Genomic DNA, 22065 nt, shown 5'->3' with positions numbered 1-22065 from the left:
CCGGAGTCCATCGGTATCCAGATTGACGGCGACAAGGCGGTTGTTAATAACGAAGGCGAGAGCACCATCACCAACGGTGGCACCGGCACGCAGATTAACGGTGATGACGCCACGGCAAACAACAACGGCAAAACCACCGTTGACGGCAAGGATTCCACCGGTACGGAAATTGCTGGCAATAACGGGAAGGTGATTCAGGACGGCGATCTGGATGTCAGCGGCGGCGGTCACGGTATTGATATCACCGGCGACAGCGTAACGGTGGATAACAAGGGCACCATGACCGTCACCGATCCGGAGTCCATCGGTATCCAGGTTGACGGCGACCAGGCCATCGTCAATAACGAAGGCGAGAGCACTATCACCAATGGCGGCACCGGCACTCAGATCAACGGTAACGACGCCACCGCGAATAACAGTGGAAAAACCACTGTTGATGGAAAAGATTCCACGGGTACCAAAATCGCGGGCAATATCGGCATTGTAAATCTGGATGGTAGCCTGACTGTTACAGGCGGTGCGCATGGTGTTGAGAACATTGGTGACAACGGCACGGTTAACAACAAAGGAGATATTGTTGTTTCCGATACTGGATCGATTGGCGTGCTCATCAACGGTGAGGGGGCAACAGTATCCAATACGGGTGATGTTAACGTTAGCAATGAAGCGACAGGGTTCAGCATCACAACCAACAGTGGGAAGGTTTCGCTGGCAGGCAGTATGCAGGTTGGCGATTTCTCGACCGGGGTAGATCTTAATGGCAACAATAACAGCGTGACGCTGGCGGCAAAAGATCTAAAAGTGGTCGGGCAGAAAGCGACGGGCATAAACGTTTCTGGCGATGCGAATACAGTGAATATCACTGGTAACGTTCTGGTTGATAAGGATAAAACCGCAGACAATGCGGCGGAATATTTCTTCGATCCATCCGTGGGTATCAACGTTTACGGCAGTGATAATAACGTGACGCTGGATGGAAAGTTAACTGTTGTATCAGACAGTGAGGTTACTTCTCGTCAGAGTAATTTATTTGATGGCAGCGCAGAGAAAACGTCAGGTCTGGTTGTGATTGGCGATGGCAATACCGTTAATATGAATGGTGGACTTGAACTGATTGGAGAGAAAAACGCGCTTGCAGATGGGTCGCAGGTTGCTTCCTTGCGCACAGGATATAGTTATACCAGCGTTATTGTCGTTAGTGGTGAGTCGTCGGTATATCTGAATGGAGATACGACAATCAGCGGAGAATTCCCTCTGGGGTTTGCCGGGGTTATTCGGGTACAGGATAAAGCTTTGCTGGAAATTGGCAGTGGCGCTACGCTAACAATGCAGGATATTGACAGTTTTGAACATCATGGGACAAGAACCCCAGAACTTACTTATGCTGATTCCGGTGCGAAAATTGTTAATAAAGGTACTGTTGAAGTTCAGAATTTAGGTTTTGCTTTTGTTACTGGTGAAAATACAACAGGTATAAATAGTGGCACGATCTCGTTATTACAAAATGGTAAAGATCCGGCACCGTCTCCCATTGTTTTACTGGCTACTAACGGAGGGAGCGCCACTAATGCAGGTACGATCACAGGTAAAGTGACGGAACGACATAGCGTATTTAACAAGTATTCAACGGGCACATCGAATTCATTTATTTTTAATAACGATGTCAGTAGTATAACAGGGTTAGTCGCTCAATCGAATAGCACAATTATCAATACTGACAGCGGCATCATTGATTTGTATGGTCGTGGTAGTGTCGGCATGCTTGCTATAGCAGATTCAACAGCAGAAAATCAGGGTAAAATTACACTGGATTCTATGTGGGTAGATGCAAATGACACTACCGCAATGCGAGATATAGCTAGCAACAGCGCCATTGACTTCGGTACAGGTGTGGGAGTTGGTACTGATAGTTATAGTGGTGCAGGGAAAAATGCAACAGCAATTAACCAATTGGGCGGTGTTATAACTATTTATAACGCCGGCGCAGGTATGGCGGCCTATGGCGCCAGCAATACAGTTATTAACCAGGGGACGATTAACCTCGAAAAAAATGGTAATTATGACGATTGTCTGGCAGCAAATACTCTGGTAGGGATGGCTGTTTATGAGCATGGTACTGCTATCAACGACCAGACGGGTGTTATCAATATCAATGTTGGTACTAGTCAGGCGTTTTATAACGATGGCACAGGAACAATTGTTAACTATGGTACAATCTGCACTTTCGGCGTGTGCCAATCGGGGAATGAGTACAATAACACAGATGATTTCACCTCACTGATCTATACCGGTGGCGATACGATTACACGAAGCGGAGAAACTGTAACGCTAAATAATGCCGGAGAAATGACTGCGCAAATTACCATGAATGCTGGTGCTGATAGTTCGTTAGTGAACAACACCGGAACTATCAATAAAATCGTGCAGAACGCGGGGGTATTCAATAATAGTGGCAGTGTAACAGGGCGGATGATGTCGGCTGGCGGGGTCTTTAATAATCAAACTGACGGGGCGATTATGAGAGGTGCTGCGCTGACAGGTACTGCAGTGGCAAATAACGAAGGAACCTGGAACCTCGGAAGTAGCAGTGAGGGTAACAACACCGGGATGCTGGAAGTTAATAATAATTCTGCTTTCAATAACCGCGGCGAGTTTATTCTTGATAACGACAAGAATGCTGTGCACATCAACCAGTCCGGTACGCTTTATAATACCGGTCACATGAACATCAGTAATTCTTCCCACAACGGAGCCGTTAATATGTGGGGCGGAAATGGTCGTTTTATCAATGACGGAACGATTGATGTTTCTGCGAAGTCACTGGTAGTCAGCGCTAATAATGCCGGCGATCAGAATGCCTTCTTCTGGAACCAGGATAACGGGGTCATCAACTTCGATCACGACAGCGCCAGTGCCGTGAAAGTCACCCACAGCAACTTTATTGCCCAGAATGACGGCATCATGAACATCAGCGGCACCGGTGCTGTGGCTATGGAAGGTGATAAGAACGCGCAGCTGGTTAACAATGGCACCATCAACCTCGGTACCGCAGGCACTACTGACACGGATATGATCGGTATGCAACTCAATGCCAACGCCACGGCGGATGCGGTGATCGAGAACAACGGCACCATCAATATCTTCACTAATAACTCGTTTGCATTTAGCGTACTGGGTACAGTAGGTCATGTGGTTAACAACGGCACGGTGGTGATTGCCGATGGGGTTACGGGTTCTGGCCTGATCAAGCAGGGCGACAGCATCAATGTTGAAGGTATGAACGGTAACAACGGTAATAGCAGCGAAGTGCATTATGGCGACTATACGTTGCCGGATGTGCCGAAGCCCAATACGGTTAGTGTAACGTCGGGAAGTGATGAGGCTGGTGGCAGCATGAACAACCTCAACGGCTATGTCGTCGGTACCAACGTTAACGGCAGCGCCGGGAAGCTGAAGGTTAACAATGCCAGCATGAACGGCGTGGAGATTAACACGGGCTTTACCGCTGGTACGGCAGACACCATTGTGAGTTTTGATAACGTAGTGGAAGGTAGCAACCTGACCGACGCTGACGCCATCACCTCAACGTCCGTGGTATGGACTGCCAAAGGCAGCACCGATGCCAGCGGTAACGTTGACGTCACCATGAGCAAAAACGCTTATACCGATGTGGCAACAGATGCCTCGGTGAATGACATCGCGAAAGCACTGGATGCGGGTTACACCAACAACGAACTGTTTACCAGCCTGAACGTCGGCACGACTGCTGAACTGAACAGTGCTCTGAAACAGGTCAGCGGTAGCCAGGCGACCACGGTATTCCGCGAAGCGCGCGTGTTAAGCAACCGCTTTAGTATGCTGGCAGATGCCGCGCCGAAAGTGGGTAACGGTCTGGCGTTCAACGTTGTCGCGAAAGGCGATCCGCGTGCCGAGTTAGGTAATAATACCGAATACGACATGCTGGCATTGCGTAAAACTATCGACCTGAGCGAAAGCCAGACGATGAGTCTGGAGTACGGTATCGCTCGTCTCGATGGTGATGGTGCGCAGAAAGCGGGTGATAATGGCGTTACAGGCGGTTATAGCCAGTTCTTTGGCCTGAAACATCAGATGTCGTTCGATAACGGCATGAACTGGAATAACGCCTTGCGTTACGACGTTCACAACCTTGACAGCAGCCGCTCGATTGCATTTGGCAACACGAACAAAACGGCTGATACCGACGTGAAACAGCAGTACCTGGAGTTCCGCAGCGAAGGGGCGAAGACTTTCGAACCGAGCGAAGGACTGAAGGTTACGCCATATGCGGGTGTAAAACTGCGTCACACACTGGAAGGTGGCTATCAGGAGCGCAATGCCGGAGACTTTAACCTGAATATGAACAGTGGCAGCGAAACGGCGGTGGACAGCATCGTCGGGCTGAAACTGGACTACGCAGGTAAAGACGGCTGGAGCGCTAGCGCTACGCTGGAAGGCGGGCCGAACCTGAGCTACGCGAAGAGCCAGCGTACGGCAAGCCTGGCAGGCGCAGGTAGTCAGCACTTTAACGTCGATGACGGTCAGAAGGGCGGCGGCATCAATAGCCTGACAAGCGTCGGCGTGAAGTACAGCAGCAAAGAAAGTTCGCTGAATCTGGATGCGTACAACTGGAAAGAGGATGGCATCAGCGATAAAGGCGTGATGCTGAACTTCAAGAAAACGTTCTAATTTTTAGCATGTGATCCCTAAACCGCAACGCTGATACAGGTTGCGGTTTTTTTATTGCCGGATGTGGTACGTGACGCGTTTTGTTTTGTGTCTTTCAGGACAATAGAGCAACTCATCCAGTAATCTTGTTTACACCTTCGCATTATTTATCTCTTTTCGTTTCTATACTGATTTTTCTTAATCCGTTTTATTACAGGGCAGGGTGCGATGAGCAGCAATACATTTACTCTCGGTACAAAATCCGTTAACCGTCTTGGTTATGGCGCGATGCAACTGGCAGGTCCTGGAGTTTTTGGCCCCCCACGAGATCGCCACGTCGCTATAACCGTGCTGCGTGAGGCGCTGGCATTGGGCGTCAATCATATTGATACCAGCGACTTTTATGGTCCGCACGTCACCAATCAGATTATCCGCGAAGCGCTTTATCCTTACTCTGACGACCTGACAATTGTCACTAAAATTGGTGCGCGGCGTGGAGAGGACGCATCCTGGTTGCCCGCATTTTCTCCGGCAGAGCTGCAAAAAGCGGTGCACGATAATCTACGTAATCTCGGGCTGGACGTGCTGGATGTGGTTAACCTGCGCGTTATGATGGGGGATGGTCATGGCCCAGCGGAAGGATCGATTGAGGCCAGCCTGACCGTGCTGGCAGAGATGCAACAACAAGGCTTGGTAAAACATATTGGCCTGAGCAACGTCACACCGACGCAGGTTGCAGAGGCGCGCAAGATTGCCGAAATTGTCTGTGTGCAAAACGAATACAACATCGCGCACCGTGCTGATGATGCAATGATTGATGCTTTGGCCCACGATGGCATTGCCTACGTGCCGTTCTTCCCGCTCGGGGGCTTTACACCGCTGCAATCGTCCACACTTTCCGATGTTGCTGCGAGCCTGGGTGCAACACCCATGCAGGTGGCGCTGGCGTGGCTGTTACAACGTTCACCGAATATTTTGCTGATCCCAGGGACGTCTTCGGTTGCGCATTTACGGGAGAATATGGCTGCTGAGAAATTGCATCTTTCTGAGGAAGTGTTGTCTACGTTGGATGGTATTTCGCGAGAATAACGAATATACAAAAGGGAAAGATGCATTTCCCTTTTGTTTCTTTTTTAATGGCATGGAGTGCATATGTTTAAGGCCAGGATTTGCGGCTGGATAGGTTTACTTCCCCTGTTTATGCTGAGTCTTCCAGTACAGGCGGAACTTCGATGTGTTGCAAATACAGTTGATATTGAACCATTTTTTTCTGCGGCTACCGCTGAAGATAAACAACAAGTTGAACAAGCTATCAACAGTAGCGTGAATCTTGTCCCCTTCGGTTTATCTGCATCGGACTGGAAAGTGCATCGTGGCGATTTAGTGGTAGAAGGTAATATAGAGAGTAATCAAAAATTGATTGTTCTTGGTAATTTGACAGTCAAAGGTAATATTTCCACTTTCTCTCTTTCTAATCCATGGGTTATTCTCGGTAACGTGACGGCAACGAATATAGTTACGGATTCACCACTGTTAATTACCGGTTCGATAAATGCAAGTGGACTGGTATTTATCGACTCATATTACGATAATCCGTCTACGATTAAGGGGAGTATTAATGCGCGTGGGATATTTATCAATGACATAATTGCACCTGTTGTTGCGTCTTCGACAAATAGTGAATTCATGGTCCGTGCGAGTGACAAAAATGACACTGAAAATGTCAAAAAAGCGCTGATGATAATAAATCCTGATGCATATTATTGGGGTCTAATAAATGATGAAGATGCTCTGAAAGAAATTTTTAAGCGAAGCAATATTCGCATGGCAGGGAATGTCTGTAATCAGATGAAAAAAGAAGCGCTGTTTCGCCCTAAGCCTTCTCCTGAGTTAGTGCAGGAATTGCAAATGCTGGATGAAGGCAACGTTGCTGCATTTGAAGGACGAGATATTGCGACATTTGATCTTGCCATAATCCGAACTCTCCCAAGGCTTAAAGGAATTTCAGCTAACCTACGCAAACAACTTATTAATAGCAATGATGAACAAACGATTGAAAGTATGGCGAGATATATGCCTGACAATGAGATTCTGGAGTTGACCGATCAGCAATTGGGTTACCAGCCTGTTGTTCTGGGGTTGCTCGACCGTGAACCGCTCTCTGTCGAAATAATGACGCGAATGAGTCGTCTACCTGATGGTGTCGGTCCGTTGAATCTTGCGCTACGTGAAAATCTCCCTCTGGATATCGTAATGACTCTGGCGAAAAGAGATTGGGATATGATCATTCAGGAGCTTTATAAAGATGCGTGGTTATTGCCTGAATCCATTATTGATGGCTATTTCCGCAGTGATGATTCCTCTATTCGTCAGGTCGGTGCTGGAGGACAACTCACCTACAATCAGGCAATGCAGTTGGCGAACGATTCATCAAACAATGTTGTCAAAAGCTTAGCGTTCAAGCTGGCAGAGATGAAACACCATGGTCAATTATTGCGGATGACGCCACAAGAGAGTGACAAAGTTGCAGCCTATTTATACCAAAAATTCGAGAATGACGATGATCTAATACGTGTGTTATTTTTAGCATTGCCAGATAACTTACAGTTTAATTTTGTTAAAAGGATGGAGAAAAAATCCCCTGCCTACTTTTGCTGTCGGGATATGCAGGTAATTCACTCTGACGCTGCTCTACAACGGTTATTGACACGTTTCAACGATCCTGAGGGGTGGAGTAATCTGGCGAAAAATCAGTATCTGAGCACGTCGATGAAACAAAAAATTTGGCAACGTGCTTTATCGCATCGGAAAAATAATCCGAAAGCAGATTCAGCTGCGTATGAAACCAGCGCTGATATGATTTTGTCTGAGCTTATCAGCCACGGTGAAGTTGATGATCAGATGCTATTAAATGCCACAGCCCTGATACGTTTGGAAGACTGGGACTTTTTAGAGAGTGCATTAGTTAGTTGGGATAATTTACCCGCTGTTGTCCTCAAGGAATTACAGCAAAATACGCCACGCAATGATATTTGGGCGAAGTTTTTTCTGAGGCAGGAAAACAGCTCCCGTGCGCAGGTTGATGAAGCATTACGCGTCTATTATGCACTCGACCCCGATGCGTTAGCACAACTGGATGTACTGGCAAAACAACCGGATCGTATATGGTGGAGTACACTGGCGAAAAGCAATCTCACATTTTTCAAGTTCGGCGCACTTAACAACCGCCACACACCGCCTGCAGTACTGGCGGCAGAAATTGATCCCGAGTGGTGGATTGTGGCGATGAATAATCCCCGTTTTCCAGTTGATGTATTAAAGGCGAGGCTGAAACGTGATCCTTTGCTGGCGTTAGAGCTTGTTAACCCTGAACTGGATTTAGTCCGCCAGCTGGCGCTTAACGGTAAGACGCGCGCAATACGGGAACAAGCGATGAGAAAACTTGATGAGTTGTATTGATCCACAACGTAATATTTCTTAACCCTTTGATTAATTGGGGATAATTATTCCTGACAGTGAGTCCCCAATACCTTGATATATTCTGAATTTTTAATGAAGCGGCGTGTTGCGATATCTCCGTCAGGGGAATTGATGCACCATAGCGCAAACCGAATTATCAAGGATTGATAATGACGCTCTACCAGATAAAACCGCTCTTTCAGTCGCTGTTAAGGCCGACGATGTTTTGGCTTTACAAGCACCACGTTACAGCGAATCACATCACTCTTGCTGCACTGGCGCTTTCTCTTCTTACCGGATTGCTGTTGATGTTGGTGGCACAACCCATCCTCTTTATGCTATTGCCCATCGTGCTTTTTATCCGTATGGCGCTCAATGCGCTGGATGGCATGTTGGCGCGTGAGTGCAATCAGCAAACACGGCTTGGGGCAATTTTGAATGAGACTGGTGATGTTATTTCCGATATTGCGCTCTATTTAACATTTTTATTTTTACCGGAAAGTAACGCATCACTCGTGATACTCATGTTATTTTGCACCATATTGACCGAGTTTTGCGGTTTACTCGCGCAGACGATTAACGGTGTTCGCAGTTATGCCGGTCCATTTGGCAAAAGCGATCGCGCGTTAATATTTGGTCTGTGGGGTCTGGCCGTTGCCATTTATCCACAGTGGATGCAGTGGAATAATCTTTTATGGAGCATTGCTTCAATTCTGCTTCTCTGGACTGCGATTAATCGTTGTCGGAGTGTGCTTCTTATGAGCGCTGAAATATAATGCTGGAAAAATCTCTGGCAACACTTTTCGCGTTGTTAATTTTAGCAACGCTGATAAACCGTTTTCTGCTATGGCGGTTACCGGAGAGAAAAGGGGGTGAGGTTACATTACGTATTCGTACCTGGTGGGGCATCGTCATTTGTTTTTCAATGGTGATTTCAGGTCCACGCTGGATGACGTTGACGTTTTTTGCGCTGATAAGTTTTCTGGCATTGAAAGAATATTGTACGCTTATATCTGTACATTTTCCGCGTTGGTTATATTGGGGTATTCCTCTTAACTATTTGCTTATCGGTTTTAATTGCTTTGAGCTGTTTCTGTTATTTATACCTTTGGCTGGGTTTCTGATATTAGCCACCGGGCAAGTTTTAGTGGGTGACCCCTCTGGTTTTCTGCATACCGTGAGCGCCATTTTTTGGGGCTGGATAATGACCGTTTTCGCCTTGAGTCATGCCGCCTGGTTATTAATGTTGCCCACCACAAATATCCAGGGCGGGGCGTTACTGGTGTTATTTCTTTTGGCATTAACCGAGTCAAACGATATTGCACAGTATTTATGGGGAAAATCCTGCGGCAGAAGAAAAGTGGTCCCTAAAGTCAGCCCGGGAAAAACATTGGAAGGTCTGATGGGCGGCGTCATCACCATCATGATTGCGTCACTGATTATCGGACCGTTACTGACACCGCTAAATACATTACAGGCATTATTAGCGGGTTTGTTAATTGGTATTAGTGGTTTTTGCGGCGATGTCGTGATGTCAGCCATCAAACGAGATATTGGTGTTAAAGATAGCGGAAAACTATTGCCAGGACATGGCGGACTCCTTGACAGGATTGACTCATTAATTTTCACCGCTCCGGTATTTTTTTATTTTATACGCTACTGCTGTTACTGAAGGAAAATAGAGAAAATGGAAAATTCACGCATCCCTGGGGAACATTTTTTTACCACCAGTGATAATACAGTGTTGTTTTATCGGCACTGGCCCGCTTTACAGCCCGGGGCGAAAAAGGTCATCGTCTTATTTCATCGCGGGCATGAACATTCTGGTCGTCTACAACATCTCGTTGATGAACTGGCGATGCCAGATACTGCTTTTTATGCCTGGGATGCCCGAGGGCATGGAAAAAGTTCGGGGCCGCGTGGTTATAGCCCATCTCTTGCGCGTTCAGTGCGGGATGTCGATGAATTTGTCCGTTTTGCTGCCAGCGACAGCCAGGTTGGACTGGAAGAGGTGGTAGTGATCGCGCAAAGCGTCGGCGCAGTGCTGGTTGCCACATGGATTCATGATTATGCACCTGCAATTCGCGGGCTGGTGCTGGCTTCTCCGGCCTTTAAGGTTAAATTGTATGTGCCGCTGGCACGTCCTGCGCTGGCGTTATGGCATCGTCTGCGTGGTCTGTTTTTTATTAATTCCTATGTGAAAGGACGCTATTTGACCCACGATCGGCAACGGGGGGCGAGTTTCAATAATGATCCGCTGATCACACGGGCGATTGCCGTTAATATCTTGCTCGATCTCTACAAAACGTCTGAACGTATTATTAGAGATGCGGCGGCGATTACGCTCCCCACGCAACTTCTGATATCAGGCGATGACTATGTGGTGCATCGCCAACCGCAGATTGATTTTTATCAGAGATTACGTAGCCCTCTGAAAGAGCTGCATCTGCTGCCAGGCTTTTATCACGACACGTTGGGTGAAGAGAACAGGGCGCTGGCATTTGAAAAAATGCAAAGCTTTATTAGTCGTTTATATGCTAACAAATCGCAAAAATTTGATTATCAGCATGAAGACTGCACAGGACCATCAGCGGATCGATGGCGGCTACTTTCTGGTGGACCCGTGCCATTATCGCCGGTTGATTTAGCGTATCGCTTTATGCGAAAGGCGATGAAATTGTTCGGGACGCACTCTTCGGGCCTGCATCTCGGAATGAGCACCGGCTTTGATTCAGGCAGTTCGCTGGATTATGTCTATCAAAATCAACCGCAAGGTAGTAACGCATTCGGGCGCTTAATCGACAAAATCTACCTGAACAGTGTTGGCTGGCGCGGTATTCGCCAGCGCAAAACCCATTTACAAATACTGATTAAACAAGCCGTTGCCGATCTCCACGCCAAAGGTTTAGCCGTCCGCGTGGTTGACATTGCCGCAGGGCATGGGCGCTATGTACTGGATGCACTGGCAAACGAGCCTGCCGTAAGCGATATTTTATTACGTGATTACAGTGAGTTAAATGTTGCACAGGGGCAAGAGATGATTGCCCAACGGGGAATGTCTGGGCGGGTGCGTTTTGAACAGGGCGATGCGTTTAACCCGGAGGAACTCAGCGCGTTAACTCCGCGGCCTACGCTGGCGATTGTCTCTGGACTGTATGAGCTGTTTCCCGAAAATGAGCAGGTAAAAAACTCACTCGCAGGTCTTGCCAATGCCATCGAACCGGGCGGCATTCTCATCTACACCGGGCAGCCGTGGCACCCTCAACTGGAGATGATTGCCGGGGTGTTAACCAGTCATAAAGATGGTAAACCGTGGGTAATGCGCGTGCGTTCGCAAGGGGAGATGGATTCACTCGTGCGTGATGCCGGATTTGATAAATGCACACAACGGATTGATGAGTGGGGTATTTTTACGGTTTCGATGGCGGTGCGTCGTGATAACTGAACGTCGGAACGTATTGCTACAAGGCGCTGGCTGGTTATTGTTGCTGGCCCCGTTTTTCTTCTTCACCTATGGATCTCTTAATCAGTTCACCGCGGTTCAGGACCTTAACAGCCATGATATTCCCAGTCAGGTATTCGGTTGGGAAACGGCGATCCCTTTTCTTCCCTGGACTATTGTTCCTTACTGGAGTCTGGATCTTTTATATGGATTTTCGCTGTTCGTTTGTAGCACGACATTCGAACAGCGCCGACTTGTCCACCGGCTTATTCTGGCAACGGTAATGGCCTGCTGCGGTTTTTTTCTCTACCCGCTGAAGTTTAGTTTTATCCGTCCTGAAGTGAGTGGGGTGACAGGATGGCTATTTTCGCAACTTGAACTGTTTGATCTGCCTTATAACCAGTCTCCTTCGCTGCATATTATTCTCTGCTGGCTACTTTGGCGTCACTTTCGTCAGCATCTGGCTGTGAGGTGGCGTAAAGTCTGCGGCGGATGGTTTTTACTCATCGCCATTTCGACGCTGACGACCTGGCAGCATCATTTTATTGATGTCATCACGGGGCTGGCGGTAGGTATGTTAATTGACTGGATGGTGCCCGTCGACCGTCGTTGGAATTATCAGAAACCTGATCAACGTCGAATCAAAATAGCACTGCCATATGTCGTAGGCGCGGGCTCGTGCATTGTGTTGATGGAGCTAATGATAATGCTTCAGTTATGGTGGTCAGTCTGGTTATGTTGGCCAGTATTATCGCTATTCATCATTGGCCGTGGGTACGGTGGGCTTGGCGCGATAACAACAGGGAAAGATAGTCAGGGGAAACTCCCGCCCGCCGTTTACTGGCTGACATTGCCCTGGCGTATCGGGATGTGGCTGTCTATGCGTTGGTCTTGTCTTCGCCTGGAGCCGGTGAGCAAAATTACTGCTGGTGTTTATTTAGGGGCGTTTCCACGACATATTCCGGCACAGAATGCGGTTCTGGACGTCACCTTTGAATTCCCTCGCGGACGAGCCACAAAAGATCGACTCTATTTTTGTGTACCGATGCTGGATCTGGTGGTTCCGGAAGAGGGGGAGCTCCGACAGGCCGTGGCGATGCTGGAAACATTACGCGAAGAGCAAGGCAGCGTTCTGGTCCATTGTGCATTGGGATTATCGCGCAGTGCGCTGGTGGTGGCGGCATGGTTGTTATGTTACGGACACTGTAAAACCGTTAATGAAGCGATTAGCTATATTCGAGCCAGACGCCCGCAGATTGTGCTGACAGACGAGCACAAAGCGATGCTGAGATTATGGGAAAACAGGTAAGTGGATTGAGATGTGGACTGAATATCTACAGTCCACATCAAGACCGTGTCCGGTTATGCAGAAACAATGCTGTCGATGGCTGCTTTTGCGTCAGACTGTGCTTTCGCTGCCATTTCCGGACCGTATGCGATCCCTTCGGCGAAGACAAATTTCACATCGGTAATGCCGATAAAGCCGAGGAACGTGGACAGATACGGCGTCACCAGGTCCGTTGGTCCATCTTTGTGGATCCCGCCGCGGCTGGTAATAACGATGGCTTTTTTACCCGTTACCAGACCTTCCGGACCGTTCTCGGTATAGCGGAAAGTAACGCCTGCGCGGGCAACCAGGTCAAAATAGTTTTTCAACTGAGTCGAGATGTTGAAGTTATACATCGGTGCCGCAATAACGATAACGTCGTGGGCTTTCAGCTCGGCAATCAACTCATCGGAAAGTGCCAGAGCTTCCTGCTGACGCGGAGTCAGCGGCGTATCGCTCGGACGCAGAGCGCCAACCAGTTCGCCATCCAGTACCGGAATCGGATTTGCAGCCAGGTCGCGAACGGTGATTTCATCAGCGGAGTGCTTTTCGCGCCATTGTTCAACAAAATAATCGGACAACTGATTAGACTGAGAGTACCCTGCCAGGATGCTGGATTTAAGAACTAATACCTTGCTCATGGTGTTTCCTTATAGATGTTTGAATGGGCGATGCCCCGTTGCTTGTTGACACTTTATTCACAATCCTGCCACAGAGATAGCGCAATAAATCGAAGCCTATGTTCGAATTTATTGAACAACGCATAGAAAGCCGCGATGTGGTACTCTATATCTATCATTTAAAAGAAAATTAATCAGGCAGACTACTGCCCACTAACGTTATGACAGAACAACAAAAATTGACCTTTACGGCCTTGCAGCAGCGGCTGGATTCGCTGATGCTGCGTGACAGACTGCGTTTTTCTCGCCGTCTGCACGGCGTGAAGAAGGTTAAAAATCCTGATGCACAACAGGCCATTTTCCAGGAGATGGCGAAAGAGATTGACCAGGCGGCAGGGAAAGTCCTGCTGCGTGAAGCGGCACGACCGGAAATTACTTATCCTGACAATTTACCGGTTAGTCAGAAAAAACAGGACATTCTCGAAGCGATTCGTGATCACCAGGTGGTGATCGTCGCCGGGGAAACGGGTTCTGGTAAAACGACTCAGTTACCGAAAATCTGTATGGAGCTGGGGCGCGGGATTAAAGGACTGATCGGCCATACCCAGCCGCGTCGTCTGGCGGCAAGAACAGTGGCGAACCGTATTGCGGAAGAGCTGAAAACGGAGCCGGGCGGTTGCATCGGTTACAAAGTGCGTTTCAGCGATCACGTAAGTGATAACACGATGGTCAAGCTGATGACCGACGGTATCCTGCTGGCGGAGATCCAGCAAGACCGCCTGCTGATGCAGTACGACACTATCATTATTGACGAAGCGCACGAACGCAGCCTGAATATCGATTTTTTGCTCGGCTATTTGAAAGAGTTGCTGCCGCGGCGTCCTGACCTAAAAATCATTATCACTTCCGCGACTATCGACCCGGAACGCTTTTCGCGCCACTTTAATAATGCGCCGATTATTGAAGTCTCCGGTCGGACCTATCCGGTGGAAGTGCGCTATCGCCCGATTGTTGAAGAAGCCGATGACACCGAGCGCGATCAGTTGCAGGCGATTTTTGACGCCGTAGACGAACTGAGTCAGGAAAGCCATGGCGACATTCTGATCTTTATGAGCGGCGAGCGGGAAATCCGCGATACCGCCGATGCGCTGAACAAGCTGAACTTACGCCATACCGAAATCTTGCCGCTTTATGCGCGGCTTTCGAACAGCGAACAAAATAGGGTATTCCAGTCGCACAGCGGACGGCGCATTGTGCTGGCGACCAACGTCGCGGAAACGTCGCTGACCGTACCGGGGATTAAATACGTTATCGACCCCGGTACAGCGCGTATCAGCCGCTACAGCTATCGCACCAAAGTGCAGCGTTTGCCGATTGAGCCGATTTCCCAGGCGTCTGCCAATCAGCGTAAAGGCCGCTGTGGTCGTGTGTCCGAAGGGATCTGTATTCGTCTCTATTCCGAAGACGATTTCCTCTCGCGCCCGGAGTTTACCGATCCGGAGATTCTGCGTACCAACCTGGCCTCGGTTATTTTGCAGATGACCGCGCTGGGGCTGGGCGATATCGCTGCGTTCCCGTTTGTCGAAGCACCGGATAAACGCAATATCCAGGATGGCGTGCGTCTGCTCGAAGAGCTGGGCGCGATCACCACTGATGAACAGGCCAGCGCCTATAAACTGACGCCGCTCGGTCGCCAGCTCTCGCAGTTGCCTGTCGACCCACGTCTGGCGCGTATGGTGCTGGAAGCGCAAAAACATGGCTGCGTGCGTGAGGCGATGATTATCACGTCCGCGCTCTCCATTCAGGATCCGCGCGAACGTCCGATGGACAAACAGCAGGCATCGGACGAAAAACATCGTCGCTTCCACGACAAAGAGTCTGACTTTCTCGCGTTTGTGAATCTGTGGAATTATCTTGGCGAGCAGCAAAAGGCGCTTTCTTCCAACGCCTTCCGTCGCCTGTGTCGTACCGATTATCTCAACTATCTGCGCGTGCGCGAATGGCAGGATATCTACACCCAGTTGCGTCAGGTGGTGAAAGAACTTGGCATTCCGGTTAACAGCGAACCGGCGGAGTATCGCGAAATTCACATTGCGTTGCTGACCGGTTTGCTTTCCCATATCGGCATGAAAGATGCCGATAAACAAGAATATACCGGCGCACGTAACGCGCGTTTCTCCATCTTCCCCGGTTCTGGTTTATTCAAAAAACCGCCTAAATGGGTAATGGTGGCGGAACTGGTAGAAACCAGCCGCCTGTGGGGGCGCATTGCTGCGCGTATCGACCCGGAATGGGTGGAGCCAGTTGCTCAGCATTTGATTAAACGCACCTACAGCGAACCGCACTGGGAACGGGCGCAGGGCGCGGTGATGGCAACGGAAAAAGTCACTGTTTATGGTTTGCCGATTGTTGCTGCGCGTAAGGTCAACTACAGCCAGATCGATCCGGCGTTATGTCGTGAACTCTTTATTCGCCACGCTCTGGTGGAAGGTGACTGGCAGACGCGTCACGCATTCTTCCGTGAAAACCTGAAACTGCGGGCCGAAGTGGAAGAGCTGGAACACAAATCACGTCGCCGCGATATTCTGGTTGATGACGAAACGCTGTTTGAGTTCTACGACCAGCGCATCAGCCACGATGTAATCTCCGCTCGTCACTTCGATAGCTGGTGGAAAAAAGTCAGCCGCGAAACGCCTGATTTGCTCAACTTTGAAAAGAGCATGTTGATCAAAGAAGGGGCGGAAAAAATCAGCAAGCTGGATTACCCGAACTTCTGGCATCAGGGCAATCTCAAGCTGCGTTTGAGCTATCAGTTTGAGCCAGGCGCAGACGCGGACGGTGTGACCGTACATATTCCGCTGCCGTTACTTAACCAGGTTGAGGAAAGCGGGTTTGAATGGCAGATCCCCGGTCTGCGCCGCGAATTGGTGATTGCTCTGATTAAATCGTTGCCGAAACCGGTACGCCGTAATTTTGTGCCTGCACCAAACTACGCCGAAGCGTTTTTAGGCCGCGTCACACCGCTGGAGTTACCGTTGCTCGACAGCCTTGAGCGCGAGTTACGGCGGATGACCGGCGTTACCGTTGACCGCGAAGACTGGCACTGGGATCAGGTGCCCGATCACCTGAAAATCACCTTCCGCGTGGTGGATGACAAAAACAAGAAGCTAAAAGAAGGGCGCTCGCTACAAGATCTGAAAGATGCGCTGAAAGGCAAAGTGCAGGAAACGCTGTCTGCGGTGGCGGATGACGGTATCGAGCAGAGCGGGCTGCATATCTGGAGTTTTGGTCAGCTGCCGGAAAGCTACGAACAGAAGCGTGGCAACTACAAAGTGAAGGCGTGGCCAGCGCTAGTGGATGAACGCGACAGTGTGGCGATCAAACTGTTTGATAATCCGCTAGAGCAAAAACAGGCAATGTGGAACGGTCTTCGCCGTCTACTGCTGCTGAATATTCCCTCGCCGATCAAGTATTTACATGAGAAGTTACCAAACAAAGCCAAGCTGGGGCTGTACTTTAACCCGTATGGCAAAGTGCTGGAGCTGATCGACGACTGTATCTCCTGCGGTGTGGATAAATTGATCGACGCCAATGGTGGCCCGGTCTGGACGGAAGAAGGCTTTGCTGCGCTGCATGAAAAAGTGCGTGCCGAACTGAACGACACGGTGGTGGATATTGCGAAGCAGGTCGAGCAAATCCTTACGGCAGTGTTCAATATCAACAAACGTCTGAAAGGGCGGGTGGATATGACCATGGCGCTGGGGCTTTCTGACATTAAAGCGCAGATGGGCGGGTTGGTATATCGCGGTTTTGTCACTGGTAACGGCTTCAAACGGCTGGGCGACACGCTGCGATATTTGCAGGCGATTGAAAAACGACTGGAAAAACTGGCGGTTGATCCACATCGCGACCGTGCTCAGATGCTGAAAGTCGAAAACGTCCAGCAGGCGTGGCAGCAATGGATCAACAAACTGCCGCCTGCACGTCGTGAGGATGAAGACGTGAAAGAGATCCGTTGGATGATAGAAGAGCTGCGCGTTAGTTACTTCGCTCAACAACTTGGTACGCCTTATCCGATTTCAGATAAGCGTATTTTGCAGGCGATGGAGCAGATTAGCGGTTAACCCTGCTATTTGCCTGATAAATCTAAAACCCGGTAAGCATTTAGCTCCGGGTTTTTTATTAATTCTAAAACGGTAAGGACAAAAATTCAGGAATTCAGAAAAATACAATTCTCAGCTGCAAGATGAATAATGTTTATCTACAGCATTTCCTTAAAAGATATGTCAGGCTTGCGGAGTGGCGGTTAAGGAAATACGACTTCCTCCTTTCAGAGTGCTCCGCTTCTCACTATTATCTCACGCAGTATTCTTAAGGGAACGATAAGGAGGAACCATGAACATTACCCCGTTTCCGACGCTTTCGACGGCAACTATAGATGCCATAAATGTTATCGGACAGTGGCTGGCGCAGGATGATTTCTCCGGTGAGGTGCCGTATCAGGCTGATTGCGTCATACTTGCAGGAAATGCGGTTATGCCGACTATCGATGCGGCATGTAAGATTGCTCGCGATCAGCAAATTCCTTTACTGATTAGTGGTGGTATCGGTCACTCGACAACTTTTTTGTATAGCGCCATCGCACAGCATCCGCACTACAACACTATCCGCACCACTGGCAGAGCAGAAGCGACCATCCTGGCGGATATCGCTCATCAGTTCTGGCACATTCCGCATGAAAAAATCTGGATTGAAGACCAGTCAACAAACTGCGGTGAAAACGCACGCTTTAGCATCGCGCTATTGAATCAGGCCGTAGAACGAGTTCATACGGCTATCGTTGTTCAGGACCCCACCATGCAGCGGCGCACGATGGCGACGTTCCGCCGTATGACTGGGGACAATCCCGATGCACCACGCTGGTTAAGTTATCCCGGATTCGTTCCTCAGTTAGGAAATAACGCAGACAGTGTAATCTTTGTTAACCCGTTGCAAGGATTATGGCCGGTTGAGCGTTATCTATCACTACTCACTGGCGAGCTGCCGCGTTTACGCGATGATAGCGATGGCTACGGTCCCCGCGGGCGAGATTTTATCGTTCACGTTGATTTTCCGGCAGAAGTCATCCATGCATGGCAAACGCTGAAACACGATGCGGTGCTTATCGAGGCGATGGAAAGTCGCTCGTTACGTTAAAAATTGCCCGTTTGTGAACCACTTGTTTGCAAACGGGCATGACTCCTGACTTTTATTTCTGCCTTTTATTCCTTTTACACTTGTTTTTATGAAGCCCTTCACAGAATTGTCCTTTCACGATGCCGTCTCTCTGATGATTGATGTTAATTAACAATGTATTTACCGAAAACAAACATATAAATCACAGGAGTCGCCCATGTCAGTACCCGTTCAACATCCTATGTATATCGATGGACAGTTTGTTACCTGGCGTGGAGACGCATGGATTGATGTGGTAAACCCTGCTACAGAGGCTGTCATTTCCCGCATACCCGATGGTCAGGCCGAGGATGCCCGTAAGGCAATCGATGCAGCAGAACATGCACAACCAGAATGGGAAGCGTTGCCTGCTATTGAACGCGCCAGTTGGTTGCGCAAAATCTCCGCCGGGATCCGCGAACGCGCCAGTGAAATCAGTGCGCTGATTGTTGAAGAAGGGGGCAAGATCCAGCAGCTGGCTGAAGTCGAAGTGGCTTTTACTGCCGACTATATCGATTACATGGCGGAGTGGGCACGGCGTTACGAGGGCGAGATTATTCAAAGCGATCGTCCAGGAGAAAATATTCTTCTGTTTAAACGTGCGCTTGGTGTGACTACCGGCATTCTGCCGTGGAACTTCCCGTTCTTCCTCATTGCCCGCAAAATGGCTCCCGCTCTTTTGACTGGTAATACCATCGTCATTAAACCCAGTGAATTTACGCCAAACAATGCGATTGCATTCGCCAAAATCGTCGATGAAATAGGCCTTCCGCGCGGCGTGTTTAACCTTGTACTGGGGCGTGGTGAAACCGTTGGGCAAGAACTGGCGGGTAACCCAAAGGTCGCAATGGTCAGTATGACAGGCAGCGTCTCTGCAGGTGAGAAGATTATGGCGACTGCGGCGAAAAACATCACCAAAGTGTGCCTGGAATTGGGTGGTAAAGCACCAGCTATCGTAATGGACGATGCCGATCTTGAACTGGCAGTCAAAGCCATCGTTGATTCACGCGTCATTAATAGTGGGCAAGTGTGTAACTGTGCAGAACGTGTTTATGTACAGAAAGGCATTTATGATCAGTTCGTCAATCGGCTGGGTGAAGCGATGCAGGCGGTTCAATTTGGTAACCCCGCTGAACGCAACGACATTGCGATGGGGCCGTTGATTAACGCCGCGGCGCTGGAAAGGGTCGAGCAAAAAGTGGCGCGCGCAGTAGAAGAAGGGGCGAGAGTGGCGTTGGGTGGCAAAGCAGTAGACGGGAAAGGATATTATTATCCGCCGACATTGCTGCTGGATGTTCGCCAGGAAATGTCGATTATGCATGAGGAAACCTTTGGCCCGGTTCTGCCGGTGGTCGCATTTGACACGCTGGAAGATGCTATCTCAATGGCTAATGACAGTGATTACGGCCTGACCTCATCAATCTATACCCAAAATCTGAACGTCGCGATGAAAGCCATTAAAGGGCTGAAGTTTGGTGAAACTTACATCAACCGTGAAAACTTCGAAGCTATGCAAGGCTTCCACGCCGGATGGCGTAAATCCGGTATTGGCGGCGCAGATGGTAAACATGGCTTGCATGAATATCTGCAGACCCAGGTGGTTTATTTACAGTCTTAATGAGTGAAAGAGGCGGAGGTTTTTTCCTCCGCCTGTGCGCGTCAGAGTTTAGCGAATTTTTCGAGGGTGCGAATAAGCTGTGTGACGAAGCCATATTCGTTATCGTACCAGGCGACCGTTTTCACCAGTTGTAAATCGCCCACGGCGGTAATTTCCGTTTGCGTGGCATCAAACACCGAACCGAAATGGCTGCCAATGATATCGGAAGAGACTATTTCTTCATCGGTATAACCAAATGACTCGTTATTGGTGGTTGCTTGTTTAAGTGCGTTATTCACCTCTTCGGCAGTCACTTTTTTTCCGAGAATCGATACCAGTTCAGTGACCGAACCTGTTTTCACCGGCACGCGTTGCGCATGACCTTTCAGTTTGCCGCTCAGTTCCGGGATCACCAGACCAATGGCTTTTGCCGCCCCCGTAGTGTGGGGAATGATATTTTCTGCCGCTGCGCGTGAAGCACGTAAATCTTTACCACGCGGGCCATCCACCAGTGACTGGGTGCCAGTATAGGCATGAATGGTCGTCATCGTGCCGACTTCTATCCCGAAACTGTCATGCAAGGCTTTGGCCATCGGCGCAAGACAGTTAGTGGTGCATGACGCCACGGAAACAATGGTGTCGTTGCCATCCAGAGTGTCGTCATTGACGTTATAAACGATAGTTTTCATTTCACCGGCAGGGGCGGAAATCAACACCTTCTTCGCACCAGCATCAAGATGCGCCTGCGATTTCTCGGCGGAGGTATAAAAGCCAGTACATTCGACAATGATTTCTGCACCTTTCGCTTTCCACGGAATATTTTTAGCCTCTTTTTCGGCGTAAACCGCGATACTTTTCCCATCAACGATAAGTGAATCTTCCGTAAAATCAACGCTCCAGGGGAATGGTCCGTAGTTTGAATCATGTTTCAGCAGGTAGGCGAGAATTTTTGGGGAAGTGAGATCATTAATAGCGACAACGTCTATGTTGCTTTTGACTTCAAGTAATCGACGCAACACCAGTCGACCGATACGACCAAAACCGTTAATACCAACTTTACTCATGGTTTTCTCCTGTCAGGAACGTTCGGATGAAAATTGATCCTTTCCAGGCTTAGACCAGGATGGCGGGATGGGCAATCTCCATTCTCACAGTGAAACGTAACGTACTGAAAACGGGTGAACAATATTTAATGAAATTTTGAGAAAAGCCCGTTATGTTAACGGAAAATTATGTTAAAGCAGGAAATGTTATGGAAAATAAATATTCAAGGTTACAAATCAGCATTCACTGGCTGGTCTTTTTACTGGTTATCGCAGCGTATTGCGCAATGGAGTTTCGTGGTTTCTTCCCACGTAGCGATCGGCCACTCATCAACATGATTCATGTTTCCTGTGGCATCTCAATTCTCGTGCTGATGGTCGTTCGTCTTTTGTTAAGGCTGAAATACCCAACCCCGCCGATTATACCTAAGCCAAAACCGATGATGACGGGACTGGCGCATTTGGGACATTTGGTGATTTATCTCCTGTTTATTGCGCTGCCAGTGATTGGTTTGGTGATGATGTATAACCGGGGCAACCCGTGGTTTGCGTTTGGTTTGACGATGCCTTACGCTTCAGAGGCCAATTTCGAACGGGTAGATGGTGATGCTGCCAACTTACTGATTTAGTGTATGATGGTGTTTTTGAGGTGCTCCAGTGGCTTCTGTTTCTATCAG

The 22065-nt window shown here is 49.0% G+C and carries 12 protein-coding genes and 1 pseudogene; 11 read left to right on the top strand and 2 right to left on the bottom strand.

The genetic code is table 11. The annotated features are described in order from the left end of the window. The 7 genes from RTW80_RS19325 to RTW80_RS19295 all read left to right on the top strand — a co-directional run. A partial coding sequence (locus tag RTW80_RS19325; protein WP_312719887.1) for an autotransporter outer membrane beta-barrel domain-containing protein occupies positions 1-4707 on the top strand: 4707 nt, incomplete at its 5' end. A 207-nt stretch (positions 4708-4914) separates the two neighbouring features. Further along, positions 4915-5775 (top strand): pyridoxine 4-dehydrogenase, encoded by an 861-nt coding sequence (pdxI, locus tag RTW80_RS19320; protein WP_000097801.1) that lies wholly within the window; start codon positions 4915-4917, stop codon positions 5773-5775. Between the two features lie 63 nt (positions 5776-5838). Next, on the top strand, positions 5839-8145 hold the full coding sequence (locus tag RTW80_RS19315) for a DUF2773 domain-containing bactofilin (protein WP_033548737.1): 2307 nt from the start codon (positions 5839-5841) through the stop codon (positions 8143-8145). Between the two features lie 170 nt (positions 8146-8315). Continuing rightward, positions 8316-8921, top strand: a complete 606-nt coding sequence (locus RTW80_RS19310; RefSeq protein ID WP_000177526.1) for a CDP-alcohol phosphatidyltransferase family protein — start codon at positions 8316-8318, stop codon at positions 8919-8921. Continuing rightward, positions 8921-9817 carry a phosphatidate cytidylyltransferase gene (locus RTW80_RS19305; protein ID WP_000890941.1) on the top strand — a complete coding sequence of 299 codons (897 nt, stop codon included), beginning with the start codon at positions 8921-8923 and terminating at the stop codon, positions 9815-9817. Before RTW80_RS19310 ends, RTW80_RS19305 begins: the two co-directional genes overlap by 1 nt. Before the next feature lie 15 nt (positions 9818-9832). Continuing rightward, entirely contained in the window at positions 9833-11590 is a 1758-nt protein-coding gene (locus RTW80_RS19300; protein WP_032247991.1) for a bifunctional alpha/beta hydrolase/class I SAM-dependent methyltransferase, read from the top strand. Continuing rightward, a complete protein-coding gene (locus RTW80_RS19295) occupies positions 11580-12896 on the top strand; it encodes a phosphatase PAP2/dual specificity phosphatase family protein (RefSeq protein WP_000627356.1) in 1317 nt (438 codons plus the stop codon). The genes RTW80_RS19300 and RTW80_RS19295 overlap by 11 nt, the downstream gene beginning before the upstream one ends. A gap of 53 nt (positions 12897-12949) precedes the next feature. Here RTW80_RS19295 and azoR read toward each other — a convergent pair whose 3' ends face one another. Then, positions 12950-13555, bottom strand: a complete 606-nt coding sequence (gene azoR, locus RTW80_RS19290) for an FMN-dependent NADH-azoreductase (protein WP_032247990.1) — start codon at positions 13553-13555, stop codon at positions 12950-12952. A gap of 200 nt (positions 13556-13755) precedes the next feature. On the opposite strand from azoR, the gene hrpA reads away from it, so the two are divergent. The 3 genes from hrpA to aldA all read left to right on the top strand — a co-directional run bounded on the left by hrpA (position 13756) and on the right by aldA (position 20366). Beyond that, entirely contained in the window at positions 13756-17658 is a 3903-nt protein-coding gene (gene hrpA / locus RTW80_RS19285; protein WP_000139545.1) for an ATP-dependent RNA helicase HrpA, read from the top strand. A 271-nt stretch (positions 17659-17929) separates the two neighbouring features. Then, positions 17930-18730 (top strand): DUF218 domain-containing protein YdcF, encoded by an 801-nt coding sequence (gene ydcF, locus RTW80_RS19280; RefSeq protein WP_001027964.1) that lies wholly within the window; start codon positions 17930-17932, stop codon positions 18728-18730. A 196-nt stretch (positions 18731-18926) separates the two neighbouring features. Beyond that, complete coding sequence (gene aldA, locus RTW80_RS19275) at positions 18927-20366, top strand: aldehyde dehydrogenase (protein ID WP_000115916.1); 1440 nt, start codon at positions 18927-18929, stop codon at positions 20364-20366. A gap of 41 nt (positions 20367-20407) precedes the next feature. On the opposite strand, the gene gap is transcribed toward aldA, so the two are convergent. Further along, positions 20408-21409 carry a type I glyceraldehyde-3-phosphate dehydrogenase gene (gap, locus tag RTW80_RS19270; protein ID WP_000048667.1) on the bottom strand — a complete coding sequence of 334 codons (1002 nt, stop codon included), beginning with the start codon at positions 21407-21409 and terminating at the stop codon, positions 20408-20410. Between the two features lie 188 nt (positions 21410-21597). Here gap and cybB point away from each other — a divergent pair. Then, a pseudogene (cybB, locus tag RTW80_RS19265) lies at positions 21598-21990 on the top strand (cytochrome b561); the annotation flags it as partial. Positions 21991-22065: the final 75 nt, after the last annotated feature.

It is taken from the genome of Escherichia sp. AM3, from assembly GCF_032029835.1.
Lineage (GTDB): Bacteria > Pseudomonadota > Gammaproteobacteria > Enterobacterales > Enterobacteriaceae > Escherichia > Escherichia coli.
Note: the sequence above shows the minus strand (reverse complement) of the source record. Positions and strands in the feature narration are given on the sequence as shown.

Coding starts and splice junctions, on each gene's coding strand:
- pdxI (WP_000097801.1), top strand. CDS start 4,915: ATGAGCAGCAATACATTTACTCTCGGTACAAAATCCGTTAACCGTCTT.
- RTW80_RS19315 (WP_033548737.1), top strand. CDS start 5,839: ATGTTTAAGGCCAGGATTTGCGGCTGGATAGGTTTACTTCCCCTGTTT.
- RTW80_RS19310 (WP_000177526.1), top strand. CDS start 8,316: ATGACGCTCTACCAGATAAAACCGCTCTTTCAGTCGCTGTTAAGGCCG.
- RTW80_RS19305 (WP_000890941.1), top strand. CDS start 8,921: ATGCTGGAAAAATCTCTGGCAACACTTTTCGCGTTGTTAATTTTAGCA.
- RTW80_RS19300 (WP_032247991.1), top strand. CDS start 9,833: ATGGAAAATTCACGCATCCCTGGGGAACATTTTTTTACCACCAGTGAT.
- azoR (WP_032247990.1), bottom strand. CDS start 13,555: ATGAGCAAGGTATTAGTTCTTAAATCCAGCATCCTGGCAGGGTACTCT.
- hrpA (WP_000139545.1), top strand. CDS start 13,756: ATGACAGAACAACAAAAATTGACCTTTACGGCCTTGCAGCAGCGGCTG.
- ydcF (WP_001027964.1), top strand. CDS start 17,930: ATGAACATTACCCCGTTTCCGACGCTTTCGACGGCAACTATAGATGCC.
- aldA (WP_000115916.1), top strand. CDS start 18,927: ATGTCAGTACCCGTTCAACATCCTATGTATATCGATGGACAGTTTGTT.
- gap (WP_000048667.1), bottom strand. CDS start 21,409: ATGAGTAAAGTTGGTATTAACGGTTTTGGTCGTATCGGTCGACTGGTG.